The 13,204-nt window shown below is 69.1% G+C and carries 11 protein-coding genes and 1 pseudogene; 5 read left to right on the forward strand and 7 right to left on the reverse strand.

Going from position 1 to position 13,204, the window contains the following annotated elements:
• Positions 1–12: 12 nt before the first annotated feature.
• Together M6G65_RS01245 and M6G65_RS01250 are read right to left on the reverse strand one after the other, a co-directional pair.
• Positions 13–375, reverse strand: coding sequence for a DUF427 domain-containing protein (locus M6G65_RS01245; RefSeq protein WP_238198587.1), 363 nt, complete (start codon positions 373–375; stop codon positions 13–15).
• Positions 372–1,262, reverse strand: a complete 891-nt coding sequence (locus tag M6G65_RS01250) for a methyltransferase domain-containing protein (protein ID WP_238198585.1) — start codon at positions 1,260–1,262, stop codon at positions 372–374. The genes M6G65_RS01245 and M6G65_RS01250 overlap by 4 nt, the downstream gene beginning before the upstream one ends.
• A 169-nt stretch (positions 1,263–1,431) precedes the next feature.
• Between M6G65_RS01250 and M6G65_RS01255 the strand changes: the two genes are divergently transcribed.
• Complete coding sequence (locus tag M6G65_RS01255; RefSeq protein WP_192707088.1) at positions 1,432–1,674, forward strand: hypothetical protein; 243 nt, start codon at positions 1,432–1,434, stop codon at positions 1,672–1,674.
• A gap of 25 nt (positions 1,675–1,699) precedes the next feature.
• Positions 1,700–2,461, forward strand: coding sequence for a ComF family protein (locus M6G65_RS01260; protein ID WP_238198583.1), 762 nt, complete (start codon positions 1,700–1,702; stop codon positions 2,459–2,461).
• A gap of 15 nt (positions 2,462–2,476) precedes the next feature.
• On the opposite strand, the gene M6G65_RS01265 is transcribed toward M6G65_RS01260, so the two are convergent.
• The gene (locus M6G65_RS01265; protein ID WP_238198581.1) at positions 2,477–3,070 is read right to left on the reverse strand and encodes a GNAT family N-acetyltransferase; all 594 of its coding nucleotides are present in this window, start codon (positions 3,068–3,070) and stop codon (positions 2,477–2,479) included.
• 295 nt (positions 3,071–3,365) lie between these two features.
• On the opposite strand from M6G65_RS01265, the gene zapE reads away from it, so the two are divergent.
• Together zapE and M6G65_RS01275 are read left to right on the forward strand one after the other, a co-directional pair.
• The gene (gene zapE, locus M6G65_RS01270) at positions 3,366–4,598 is read left to right on the forward strand and encodes a cell division protein ZapE (protein ID WP_238198579.1); all 1,233 of its coding nucleotides are present in this window, start codon (positions 3,366–3,368) and stop codon (positions 4,596–4,598) included.
• The gene (locus M6G65_RS01275; RefSeq protein WP_250103470.1) at positions 4,595–7,810 is read left to right on the forward strand and encodes a response regulator; all 3,216 of its coding nucleotides are present in this window, start codon (positions 4,595–4,597) and stop codon (positions 7,808–7,810) included. The genes zapE and M6G65_RS01275 overlap by 4 nt, the downstream gene beginning before the upstream one ends.
• A 142-nt stretch (positions 7,811–7,952) precedes the next feature.
• Here M6G65_RS01275 and M6G65_RS01280 read toward each other — a convergent pair.
• The 4 genes and pseudogenes from M6G65_RS01280 to M6G65_RS01295 all read right to left on the reverse strand — a co-directional run.
• A pseudogene (locus M6G65_RS01280) lies at positions 7,953–9,032 on the reverse strand (AarF/UbiB family protein); the annotation flags it as partial.
• Positions 9,033–9,247: 215 nt separating this feature from the next.
• The gene (gene ubiE / locus M6G65_RS01285; RefSeq protein WP_238198573.1) at positions 9,248–10,033 is read right to left on the reverse strand and encodes a bifunctional demethylmenaquinone methyltransferase/2-methoxy-6-polyprenyl-1,4-benzoquinol methylase UbiE; all 786 of its coding nucleotides are present in this window, start codon (positions 10,031–10,033) and stop codon (positions 9,248–9,250) included.
• 114 nt (positions 10,034–10,147) lie between these two features.
• On the reverse strand, positions 10,148–11,257 hold the full coding sequence (leuB, locus tag M6G65_RS01290) for a 3-isopropylmalate dehydrogenase (RefSeq protein WP_238198571.1): 1,110 nt from the start codon (positions 11,255–11,257) through the stop codon (positions 10,148–10,150).
• 103 nt (positions 11,258–11,360) lie between these two features.
• On the reverse strand, positions 11,361–12,074 hold the full coding sequence (locus M6G65_RS01295) for a carbonic anhydrase (RefSeq protein ID WP_373323847.1): 714 nt from the start codon (positions 12,072–12,074) through the stop codon (positions 11,361–11,363).
• 217 nt (positions 12,075–12,291) lie between these two features.
• Here M6G65_RS01295 and M6G65_RS01300 point away from each other — a divergent pair, with 217 nt between their 5' ends.
• Complete coding sequence (locus M6G65_RS01300; protein WP_250103471.1) at positions 12,292–13,164, forward strand: cyclic nucleotide-binding domain-containing protein; 873 nt, start codon at positions 12,292–12,294, stop codon at positions 13,162–13,164.
• Positions 13,165–13,204: the final 40 nt, after the last annotated feature.

Raw genomic sequence — 13,204 nt, forward strand, 5'->3', positions numbered from 1 at the left:
CCTTCGGTCCGATCAATCCTCCACCGCGATAACGTCGACGCGATCCGGGTAGAACGCCACGTGGTCGCGGATTGCCGCCACAGCGGGATAGGGATCCTTGTAGCTCCAGACCGCATCGGACCGCCTGTCCTCGCCGACGACGAGGTCGAAGTACCGCGCGTCGCCCTTGTAGGGACAGTGGCTCGTCCGCGCGGAGGGGACGAAGCTCTCAAGGCGCAGATCCGCACGCGGCACGTAGTAGACCGCCGGGTAGCGCGCCTCCTCGAGACGCAGGGTCTTGCGCGAATCGGCGACCGCGACTCCGCCGACCATGACGCGGACGCGTCGCGGTTCGGGCGTGATCGTGATGGGATGGTCAGGCCCCGGTGTCTTCACGGCGATCTTCCGTCTTCGGGCTTCAGTTCGATGGTTCCGAGGGCGTCGGCTAGGCGCGACTTGGCGCTGCCCGGCCTCAGCGGCTTCTGCTGGCTCTCGTGCGGCACCCAGCCCGACAGCCAGAGCACCTCGAAGGTCGCGCGCACCCGGCCGTCCGGGTCCGAGAAGCGCTCGGCGTAGACCTCCGCGGCCCGCAGAAGGGTCGCCCGGCGCAGCGGCGTCCGTCGGCGCTCGGTGAGCACGTTGGTCATGCCCATGGACCGCAGATCGCGCATGAGCCCGAACGGATCGGCGTACCGCACCGTGACCGTATCGGTGTCGGCCACCGGGAGCGCGAAACCCGCCCGCTGCAGGAGCGCCCCGGCCTCGCGCACCGCGGCAAAGGGTGCGACCCGGGGGCTGATCCCGCCCTCGATCTCGCTCTCGGCCTGGCCGAAGCTCTGGCGCAGCTCCGTGAGGGTGGCACCACCGAGAAGGCATCCGATAAAGAGACCGTCCGGACGGAGCGCGCGGCGAAGCTGGATCAGCGTGCCGGGCAGGTCGTTGACGGCGTGGAGCGCCAGCAGCGAGACCGCGAGATCGAGACTTCCGGCCGCCAGCGGCAGCATCTCGGGATCACCCACGATCACGTCGCCACCGGCCTCGGGCAGCGGCGCGAGGCGAAGGTGCCATGCCTCGCCGTAGCGCGCCCTGAGAATCTGCGCTGCAGCCGGCGCCGGCGACCCGAGATCGAGCACGCTCGAGAAGCTGCGCAGCACCGCTCCCAGACGATCGTCCAGATCCTCCGCGAGCCGATCGAGCAGGAAACCGGCGTAACCGGTCTGTCGCGCTCGGGCGAGGCGGCGGCGGGCGAGGTCGGTATCGAAGAGGGCGGACGGGGCTTCCATCGCGCAGCAGATGGCGCTCGCGGGGCAGTCCTGCCAGCGCCCCGACGACGAAACGCGCAAGACCGCGCACGGAGTCGTGAGCCGCAGTAGGATGGTGGAACGACTCGGCAGCGTCGCTGTTCCTGCTGCAACGGGCCTAACGGCCGAGTTTTGTCATGGAGCACGGATCATGAAGCGCATGCTCGTCGGGACCGCCATGGTCCTCGCGGCTCTCACCACCGCGGGCGGCGCCGAGGCCAAGGGATGCATCAAGGGCGCCATCGTCGGCGGCATCGCGGGCCATTACGCCGGCCATCACGGCCTCGTCGGCGCCGCGGCCGGCTGCGCGATCGGACGCCATCGGGCCAATGCCCGCGCCCGCCAGGATCAGCAGCCGATGGATCCGCAGGCGCGCCCCGTCTCGGCTCGCTGAGCCGGGACGAACGCCGCTTTTTCGGATGACGGCGCTCGACGTCGTCGCTTCGGCCCTGCGCGGCTTGCCGCGCGGGGCTCTGTCATTGGTCTACCCACCGACCTGCGCCGGTTGCGGCGGCGCCACCGCCGATTCCGGAGCTTTGTGCGCGACCTGCTGGTCGGGCCTCCGCCTAATCGAGGAACCGGTCTGCCAGCGCTACGGGACGCCCTTCGCGGTCGATCTCGGCGTGGGGCCGCTCCTGTCGCCACGGGCCATCGCGGAACCGCCGGTCTTCGCACGCGCGCGGGCGGTTGCCCTCTACGAGGGTGTCGCGCGCAGCCTCGTGCACCGCTTGAAATACGAGGACCGCCTCGACCTCGCAAAGGTCATGGCGCGGATGATGGCGGCCAGCGGCCGGTTGTTGATTGCCGAGGCCGACTGCATCGTGCCGGTGCCGCTCCACCACGGACGACTCTGGCGCCGCCGGTTCAACCAAGCCGCGCTTCTCGCAAGACTCATTGCCGCCTCTGCGCAACGGCCGGTGTTGCCGGCGACGCTGCAACGAGTGCGCGCGACACGCTCCCAGGTCAGCCTGAGCCGTGCGGCGCGGGCCGAGAACCTCAGCGGCGCATTCCGGGTACCCCGCCACGCGCGGCACCGCATCGACGGCCGCCGAGTCCTGCTCATCGATGACGTCACGACCACGGGTGCCACCGGCAATGCCGCCGCCCGGGCGCTTCTGCGCGCCGGGGCGACGGCGGTCGACCTCCTAACCTTCGCACTGGTGGGCGAGGCCGCCGGCTGAGCGACACGCGGCAGGTCAGGCCGAGGCACGGTCCCGGTTCGGAAAGCTCACCGCCAGCGTGAAGTCGAAGGCTTCCGCGATGCCTTCGTACCAGAGCGAGAAGGGCGTGGGACGCGCCAGATGGAGCGCGCCATCCGTCTCGGTCCCTTCGTGCTGGAGGGCGGCGCCGTGCTTCGCCGCCAGTCGCAGCATCGGCCCGTTGCCCGACAGGCACCGCACGTGCAGATCGATCACGCCGTGATGGCGCGCCGATCGGGCGATACGCGCGAACAGGGCCGCACCAATGCCGCGGCGGCGGAAGGCGCGCTCGACCGCGAAGGCGGCCTCGGCCCGCGGGCTCAGCGTGTAGCGGGACGGGCAGGGTCCCATGGGCCGAAGCTCGCCCAGGCCGCGCAGAGCACCCTCCATGAAGGCACCGTACATGACGCCTTCGGAGTTCACCGCCTGCGCGGCGTATGCCCGCACGCCAGCCTCGCTGACGTTGCCCATAAACCGGCTCGCCCGCGTGTCGGGGTCCAGCCGCAGAAAGTAATCGAGGACCGCGTCGCGGTCGACCGGCCAGAGGCGCCGGACGGTGTAGGCCGGCACAATGAGCGCCTGAACGGCCATGATGGGTCTCCGGTCTGTCATGCGCGGGTGCGCAGGTTGATCCGGACGTTCCTCCCCAGAGACGGGGCTGATCTCGCATCTCACTGGTGTTTGTGCAATGCAGCAAGATGCGGATGGGCGCTTTTGCGCGGCTGCCATGCACAGGCCCTTTGCGACGCTTCACCGTTCGCTGTTCGGCGTCGGGCTTGATTCAGGCTGAGCTTGCACGCCACAGGAAGATAGCCCGGGTCGGTGTGGATCGACGCGGATGGGGGTGCCGATCCGGCGCCGCAGTCAGCTGCGAGGGACCGGGGCGGTGACCGACAGATCCGGCAATCAACAGGCTCCGTCTCCGGAGGCGCGGGCCAGTGCCGTCTCGCCGGGCCCGGTCCACGAGCGTTACGAGGCGATGGTCGCTTCCGGGGCGATCGAGCGCGATCCGGCGCAGGCCCGGCTGGTCCGCGCCCTCGATCGCTTGGTCATCGACCTTCAGCGGCGCAAACGCGCCAGCAAGACCAGCGCTCTGGGATGGCTGTTCCGGCGAAAGGACGAAGCCGAGCCGCTGAAAGGATTGTATGTCTGGGGCTCGGTCGGGCGCGGCAAGACGATGCTCATGGACATGTTCCATGAGGCGGCGCCGGAGCCGAAGCGGCGGGTGCACTTCCACGGCTTCCTGGCAGATGCGCACGAGCGCATCCACGCCTATCGACAGGCGCTGAAGGCCGGCACCGTGAAGGGCGACGATCCCATCGGCCCGGTCGCCGACCAGCTCGCCGACGAGGCGACCCTGCTGTGCTTCGACGAGTTCACCGTCACCGACATCGCGGACGCGATGATTCTGGGGCGCCTGTTCGGCCATCTGTTCCGGCGCGGTGTCACCGTCGTGGCGACGTCCAATGTCGAGCCCGACCGGCTTTACGAGGGCGGTCTGAACCGCGCGCTGTTCCTGCCGTTCATCGAGACCTTGAAGGAGCGGGTCGAGGTGGTGCGTCTCGACTCGCGGACCGATTTCCGCTTGGAGAAGCTTGGCGGCGCGGCCGTGTACCATGTGCCGGCCGATGCGGCCGCACGGGCAGCGCTGGATGCGGCCTTCAAAGGATTGACGGGGAAAGCGCAGGGCCGCCCGGCGACCGTCACGGTGCACGGGCGCCTGGTCGAGATTCCCGAACAGGCTGGCGGCGTCGCGCGCTTCACCTTCGACGATCTCTGCCGGAATCCGCTCGGCGCCTCGGACTACATGGCGCTGGCCCGGGCCTATCACACGGTGATCGTCGATGGGATCCCGGTGATGCAGGAGGCTGACCGGAACGAGGCCAAGCGCTTCATCACCTTGATCGACACGCTCTACGACCGCCACGTGAAGCTCGTGGCCTCGGCGGCGGCCGAGGCGCAGGACCTCTACACCGCCGCAACCGGCCGCGAGGCGTTCGAGTTCGATCGGACCGTCTCACGCCTCATCGAGATGCGCTCCCGAGAATATCTCGCCCTGCCGCATGGCCGGCCCGATTCCGAAGCGTCCGGCGCCAGCACCGGGTTGGTGGAGACGTGAGCGCCCAGCCGGGAGCCGGTTCGATCTTCAGCCTGCGCCGCCGGAATTGGCGCGGCGCCGGCCCGCTCGGCCCGCTGATGGGATCGCCCGCCGCCTTCGCGCTCCTCGTGGTGGCACTCGCGACGGGCACGGCGAACTATCTGGCGGGCGAGGCGGACCGGGCCGCGACGGCGCGGGCGAATGCCACCATCGCCGGCGTCGAGCGCCTCGTCTCCGAGGTGAAGGACCTCGAGACCGGCGAGCGCGGCTTTGTGCTGGTCGGCAGCGAGGATTATCTGGCGCCGTACACGGTCGCCCTGACCAAGATCGAGACCGAGCTGGCCGGTCTCGGCTCGGCAGCGCAGGAGCCGGTCCGCGCCGGCGGCCCGTCCCTGGCTGGCCTGATCGCGCAGAAGCGCGACTTCGCGGCCCGGGTCATCACGGCGCGCCGCGAACAGGGTTTTGAGGCGGCGACCGAGCTGGTTCGGACCGGCGAGGGCAAGCGCCTGATGGACGCGATCCGCGTCGAGGCGGCCACGCGGCAGGACGCCTCCGCGCAGCGCCTCGCCACCTTGCAGGCCCAAGAGCACCGCCGCGGGCTGATCCTTTTCCTGCTCTCCGGGATGGCGGCGCTCGGTGCGATCGTCCTGCTGGCGCGGCTCGCGCTGGTTCGCCGCCAGGAATCGCTGCGGATGTCGCGGCTGCTCGACGGAGTCCTGGCCAATGCACCGGTGGGCCTCGGTTTCCTCGACCGCGACCTGAAGATCCGGCACATGAACCGGGCGCTCGCAACGATGAGCGAGCGGGGGTTCGGGGCGGATCTCGGAGCGCCGATCTGGGCGATACTCCCGACCCTGCGCACGGAACTCGCGCCGAAGCTCGCCGCGGCTCTCCGCGAGGGCCTGGTCTCGCCCAACGTGCCGGTGGCTGTACCGACACCGTCGGCCCCGGGGGGCGTGCGCCAGTTCTCGATGAGCTTTTACCCGCTGCGCGGCGCCGCGGACGGCACGGGTCCGGAGGTCGAGGGTGTCGGCCTCGTGGTCGTCGACGAGACCATCCGCCACCTGGCCGAGACGCGGCTTCGCCGCAGCGAAGAGCGCTTCCGCTCTCTCATCGAGGCCAGCGCGGCGATCGTCTGGACAGCCAATCCCGAGGGCAACCTGCAGCGGCGGCAGGTCGCCTGGACGCGCTTCACCGGTCAGGACGAGGCCGCCTATTCCGGGCTCGGCTTCCTGGATGCCGTCCATCCCGAGGATCGCGAGCACACGCGCACGGCTTGGTCGGAGGCCGTCGCGACGCTGCAGCCCTACGCCACCGAGCACCGGATCCGTGCCGCCAGCGGGGCCTACCGCCACATGAGCGTGCGGGCCGTGCCGATCCTCGAGCCCGACGGTGCCCTGCGCGAGTGGGTGGGTACCCACACCGACATCACGGAGCGCAAGGAGGCGGAGGCCGCGATCGAGGCAGCGCGGGCGGCCGCGGAGGCCGCCAACGCGGCCAAGAGCCAGTTCCTGGCCAACATGAGCCACGAGCTGCGCACCCCGCTCTCGGCGGTGATCGGCTATGCCGAGATGGTGCAGGAGGAGCTGGACGACCTCGGTGAAGCCGATCTCATTGCCGACGTGAAGAAGATCGAGGCCAATGCGCGGCACTTGCTCGGGCTGATCAACGACGTCCTCGACATCTCGAAGATCGAGGCGGACCGGGTCGAAATCTATGCGGAAGACTTCGCCGTCGCCGCGGTGGTGCGGGATGTCGCCACAACGGTCGAAGGCCTGATCGCCAAGAAGGGCAACAGCCTCACGCTCGATCTCGCGGACGATCTCGGCATGGCCCATACGGACGTGACGAAGCTGCGGCAGTGCCTGATCAATCTCCTGAGCAACGCCGCGAAGTTCACCGAGAATGGCCGGATCACCCTGAGCGCGGCGCGGATCGGGGACACGCTGCGCTTTTCCGTCGCCGATACCGGGATCGGCATGACGCAGGAGCAGGTCGGGAAGCTGTTCGAGCGCTTCACCCAGGCGGACGCCTCGACGACGCGGCGCTTCGGCGGCACCGGCCTGGGCCTCGCAATCACCCGCGCCTTCGCCGAGATGCTCGGCGGCTCGATCGATGTGGCGAGCCGCGACCGGGCGGGCACCACCTTCACGCTGACGCTGCCCGTTCTCTTCCAAGGTGTGGCAGCCGAGCATGCCGAGGGGAGGCCGGAAACCGCAGACGATCGCAAGACGATTCTGGTGGTCGACGACGATTCCGCGACCCGCGATCTGCTCGCCCGCTTCCTGGAGCGGGAAGGCTTCGCGGTGGCGGTTGCCGAGGATGGCCGGCGCGGCCTTGAGCTCGCACGCCGCCTGCGTCCGCGGGCCGTGCTCCTCGACGTGACCATGCCGCAGATGGATGGCTGGGCGGTGCTGCGGGCCCTTCGCGCCGATCCCGACATCGGCGCGACACCGATCGTGATGGTGACGGTACTGGACGAGCAGAACCTCGCCTTCTCGCTCGGCGCGACCGACTACCTGCAGAAGCCAATCGATTGGGGCAATCTGCGCCAGATCGTTGATCGCTTCCGGACTGTCGCGGAGGACGGGCCGATCCTGGTGGTCGAAGATGAGGCGGACGTGCGCGGGCACCTCTGCGGCTATCTCCGGCGGGAGGGCTTCCCGGTCGCCGAGGCGGAGAACGGCAAGGACGCCCTTGACCGGATGGAGGCGGACCGACCCTGTCTCGTCCTGCTGGATCTGATGATGCCCGAGATGGACGGGTTCGCGTTCCTCCGCACGGTCCGGGCGCGGGAGGTTTGGCGCGAAGTTCCGGTCGTCGTGCTCACCGCCAAGGACATCACGGCTGACGACCGCCGACGCCTCGCCGGCCATGCCGACCGTGTCCTGGCCAAAGGGTCAACCGGGCTCGGGGAGCTAGCCCGCGAACTGCGATCCCTCATGCCGATGCTGGCCGACGCGGACGCGGGCGGCGCCGGCCACCGAGGCGCGGCCCAATTTCAAGGAGTCGCACCTTCGCAACGTGGCGAGACTGAGGATCGCGGTCAGACGGCCGCGCGAGAGCCGGTGCGGGTCAGGAACCCCGGAACGCCATCACGAGGGCGCCGATCGCGATGCCCCAGAGAGCCAGCGTCGACCAGATCGCCCGATACCGCTCGTTGCGGGCAAAGCGCTCGAGGCGGCGCGCATCGCCGGTTCCGGTCTCGTCGAGGCGGACCAGCACCCGCTTGAGACGCATGGCGAGGTCGGGGATGTCGCCGACGACGTCCGATACCACCCGCAACGCCTCAAGGCCGCTCTGCGCCCGGCCGACCGGGCCCATGTTGCGAGCGATCCAGGCGCGGACCACCGGCTCGGCGGTGGTCCACATGTCGAGCCGCGGGTCCAGGGAACGGGCCACGCCCTCCACCACCACCATGGTCTTCTGGAGCATGACCAACTCGGTGCGGGTGCTCATGTCGAACAGGGCCGTGACGTCGAACAGCAGCGTCAGAACCTTGGCCATCGAGATCTCGTCGGCACGGCGCTGGTGGATCGGCTCGCCGATCGCCCGAATCGCCTGCGCAAAATCCTCGACGGAATGGTGAGCCGGCACGTAGCCCGCCTCGAAATGGACTTTCGCCACCCGGTGGTAGTCGCGCAGGATGAAGCCCAGGAGGATCTCGGCGAGGAACCGGCGCTCGTGCGGACCGAGCCGGCCCATGATGCCGAAATCCACCGCCACGAGGCGCCCCTCGGCATCCACCAGCAGGTTTCCCTGATGCATGTCGGCGTGGAAGAAGCCGTCGCGGATCGCCTGCCGGAGGAAGCTCTGGATCACGGTCCGCCCGATGGTCTGCGGATCGTGCCCGGCCGCGATCAGGTCGGCGGCGCTGTGGAGCCGGGTTCCGTCGATCCACTCGGCGGACAGGACCTCGCGGGCGGTCAGCTCCCATTCGGGCTTCGGCACGCGGAAATCGGGATCGTTCTTGGTGTTTTCCGCCAGTTCGGAGGCGGCCGCAGCCTCCAGACGGAAATCCATCTCCATCAGCACGGAGCGGGCGAGGATCTCCACGACCTCGCGCGGGCGCAGCCGTTCCGCCTGCGGAGACAGGGCGTGCACCACGCGGGCCATGAAGCGCATGACCTCGAGGTCGCGCATGAAACGCTCGCGGACGCCCGGGCGCATCACCTTCACGGCGAGCGCGCGCTGCGTGCCGTCGGGATCCTGCACGATCGCCTTGTGGACCTGCGCGATGGAGGCAGCCGCGATCGGCTCGCTGAACGAGACAAACAGCTGGCCGACCGGCTTGCCGAGCGCCATCTCGACGGTCCGGAGCGCGACCTCCTGCGGGAAAGGCGGCACCCGGTCCTGCAGCTTCTCCAGATCGAAGGCCGCCCGCATGCCGACGATGTCCGGACGCGTCGCCAGGAATTGCCCGAACTTCACGTAAGACGGGCCGAGCCGGGTCATCGCGGCGGACAGCCGGGCGGCGCCGTCGTCCGAGACCGGGCCGTTCGAGGGAGCGGCCGATCCGAAGGGCTAGGCGCAGATGCGGCGGCAGCTCCGTGGGATCGGCGAGAGCGAGAGCCCCTTCGCGCGCCAGCACGAAGCCGACCCGGGCGCCGCGGAACAGGTTGACGGCGGCGCTGATCATCGGTGCTGGCCCCCGTCGCGCACGGCGGCGGTCAAGAGACCTTCCAGCCCGAATGGATCGCCACGATCCCGCCGGTGAGCGCCCGGTCGGTGACGTGTCGGAAGCCGGCGCGCTCGATCATGCCCGCGAAGGCGCCGCGCGTCGGGAATTTCCGGATCGACTCGACCAGATAGCGATACGATTCGGCATCCCCCGCCACCCGGGCGCCAATGCGCGGGATCACGTTGAAGGAATAGGCGTCGTAGATCTTATCGAGCAGGGGGATGTCGACGGCGGAGAATTCCAGGCAGAGGAACCGACCGCCGGGCTTCAGCACGCGCCGCGCCTCGGCGAGGGCCGTCTCGATCCGCGGCACGTTCCGGATGCCGAACGCAATCGTGTAGGCGTCGAAGGATGCGTCGGGGAGCGGCAGGGTCTCGGCGTTTCCGGTCACGAAGGCGATCCGGTCACCGGCCTCGTCGACCTTGCGCTCGCGGGCCCGCTCCGCGCCGACCCGCAGCATCGATTCGTTGATGTCGAGAACCGTCACCCGTGTCCGGGGACCTCCGGCGGCCAGCACCCGGAACGCCACGTCGCCGGTGCCGCCGGCCACGTCGAGATGCGCGAATGCGCGGTTCTGCGGCGGCCGCAGCATGGAGACGAGCTGCGCCTTCCAGGCCCGGTGCAGGCCCGCCGACATCAGATCATTCATGATGTCGTAGCGGCGGGCGACCGAGTGGAAGACGCTGTCGACGCGCCCCTGCTTCTCGTCGAGCGCCACGCGCTCGAAGCCGAAATCCGCGCTCGCGCGCTCAGACGCCCCGTCTCCGGCCTTCATGACGCTCCCAATCTTCGATGGGCGCGTCATAGCGAAGGTCGCGCCGGTCCGCCATGCGTCGAAACACACGGTTGGGGATCGACCTCCGGTGCTGCGACGCGCCGAGGTCGTGTCTCAGCCGACCCGCGCCCGGAGCGCGTCCGCCACGGCCGCGGCCATGGCGCGGGTGCCCATGGGGTTCGTTCCCTCGCCGGCGATGTCGGCAGTCCGCGCGCCGCCCGCGAGCGCGTCCGTGATGGCACCGTCCAGCGCATCGGCGGCGTCGCCGAGGCCGAAGGAGTAGCGCAGGCACATGGCGAGCGAGCCGATCATGGCGATCGGGTTGGCCTTGTCCTGGCCGGCGATGTCGGGGGCCGAGCCGTGGACCGGCTCGTAGAGGGCGCTCCGCAGGCCGCTCGCGTCGACCGCGCCGAGGGAGGCCGAGGGCAGCATGCCGAGGGAGCCGGTGAGCATCGCGGCGATGTCCGACAGGACGTCGCCGAACAGGTTGTCGGTCACCAGCACGTCGAACTGCTTGGGCCGGCGCACGAGCTGCATCGCGCAATTGTCGGCCAGGATATGCTCCAGCTGTACACCGGGGTAATGCTCGGCATGAACCTTGGTGACGACCTCTTTCCACAGGACGCCGGACTTCATCACGTTGTGCTTCTCGGCCGAGGCGACCCGACCAGAGCGCTTGCCCGCCAAGTCGAACGCCACGTGGGCGATCCGCTCGATCTCCGCCGTCGTGTAGACCTGGGTGTCGACGGCCCGCTTCGAGCCGTCCTCAAGGGTGGTGATCTCCTTCGGCTCGCCGAAATAGACGCCGCCGGTGAGCTCGCGCACGATCATGATGTCGAGCCCTTCGACCAGCTCGCGCTTCAGCGTCGAAGCCTCGGCCAGCGCCGGGTAGCAGATCGCAGGCCGCAGATTGGCGAACAGGTCGAGCTCCTTGCGGAGACGCAGCAACCCGGCCTCGGGGCGGTTCTCGTAGGCGACGCCGGCCCATTTCGGACCGCCGACGGCGCCGAGCAGGATCGCGTCCGCATCCTTGGCATGCTGCAGGGTCGCGTCCGCCAGCGGGACGCCGTGGGCGTCGAGAGCGCTGCCGCCGACGAGGTCGGTCTCGGTCTCGAAGGTCGCGAGGCCTGTCTCCTTAAGGGCGTCGAGCACGACCTGCATGCCGCCCGCGACTTCCGGACCGATCCCGTCGCCGGGGAGGAGCAGGAGCTTGTAGCTGGCCATGACGGTCTCGCGGGTTTGGTCTCGACGTGCCGGCGGGCTTTATCGAGGGCGGACCGTCGTTGGCAAGGCGGCGGTGCAATCAGCCGACCGCCGTGCCGGCCCCTCAGAGGAGTGCGACCTTGCCGGTGGCAATGTTGTAGAAGCCGCCCACGACTTTCACCTGTCCGTGCGCGACGCGCTCGGCGACGATGGGCCCGGCCTGTTTCAGGCGCCGGACATTGTACCGGATGTTCTGGGCGATGGCCTCGGCGAGGGGATCCGCCGCCCGCGCCTTCTCGGTCAGATCAATCGATGGGCGGATCGCGTCGATCAGCGTGGGCAGATGGCCGGGGAGGGCGGCGTTGGTCTTCAGAACGTCGATCGTCGCCTTCACCGCCCCACAATCCGAGTGGCCGAGCACGAGGATCAGCGGCGCACCGAGGACCTGCACGCCGTATTCCAGGCTCGCAAGACTGTCGGTGTTGACGAAGTTTCCAGCGATTCGGACGACGAACAGGTCACCCGGACCCTGATCGAACACGAAATCGGGAGCGACCCGCGCATCGGCGCAGCCGACGATGCAGGCGATCGGGTACTGCGCGGCGGAGCGCGCGGCCCGGCCGGCCGAGAAGTCCTTGTTGGCGGGCGCGTTGGCCACGTAGCGCGCGTTGCCTTCAAGCAACCGCGCCAGCGCCGCGTCTGGGCTGAGCGCATTGGGGGGCGCGGCAGCGTCTGCGGCCTCGGCGCGGATGTCGAGAGCCGATGCGGCTGCGAGCGAGCCGACGGCGGCCGCCAGCAGGCCCCGACGCGAGATGAAGGACATATGCTCGTCAGACACGGCTTAGCTCCCGATGACAATGGATCCCGGACGGGCTGAGCGCGCGTTGCACCATCGATCTGCGGCGACTGTCCTGCGCGTCGGCACCGACCCAAGCAGTTGCATTGGTAACGTCTTCCGGTTTGAATTGCAGAGTCCAAACTTTGCATGGATATCTGGGCGCGCGCACGCGATGTGCTTAGCCCGGATCCGCATAAAGAAGGCTCTCAGGCCAATTATGCCCGACGATGCATTCTTCTCCCGAACATCTAAGCCTATATACAAGCCAGATTTTCGCATTATAATGGCAGAATACTGTCGTGATGCTCTCGCACCGACCGAAATCGTGTGGCCGACACACAAGATGCTTAACCAGGCCGGACGGTATCGCGTCTCGTTCATGCTGATCCACAACGATCACGCATGGCGCCATCACGGCGGCCCGCCTCCGACTCTCACCGCGCTGCAGGCCCTCGTCGGAACCAGCGCCCGCCAGACCGCCGCCTTCGTGGCAACGTTGAAGGCCGCCCGTTTCGTCACCGTCGAATCAGATCCCGAGGACGCCCGGCTGAAGTGTCTGCGGGCGGCTCCTGCCCTCGTGGTCGAGATCGGTCGGTCCGGACGTCTCTTCGTCGCGGCTATGGACAGACTCGCGGATAGGCAGCCCGCCCTCGCCGGGACACTGGCGGAGCCCGAATGCCTCGGCGAACTCGTCTATCGATCGGCCCGCCACGTTCTGCGGCACGGCATGCTGACCGAGCCGTTCCCGCGGATTCTGCGGCTCACGAACCGGGACTGCGGCTACCCCTTGCTCACTGCGGTCGCCGGCGCGCACTATGCGGCCTCGGTCCCGGACGCACCGGCGGCGATGCCGCTGAGCCTGCGCGCGCTGGCGGATCACCTAATGGTGTCCCGCGCGCATGTCGGCAATCTGCTGCAGGAGGCCGAAGCGGCCGGATGGTTCCGGACCGACGGTCGCAGCCTCACGTTTTTCGATCCCTCGCTGCTGGAGGAATTCGAATTCTGGGCTGCCTGCCAGATGGTCTTCTACGACGATCTGGCCGCGAGCATCTGCGCTGAGGCGCACAGGCAGGGGGCGGCGGGCGCGTGAACGTCGGCGAGCAGGGGTGGGCTTAGCGCCCGTCTCGCTT

This window comes from Methylobacterium tardum (genome assembly GCF_023546765.1).
GTDB lineage: Bacteria > Pseudomonadota > Alphaproteobacteria > Rhizobiales > Beijerinckiaceae > Methylobacterium > Methylobacterium tardum.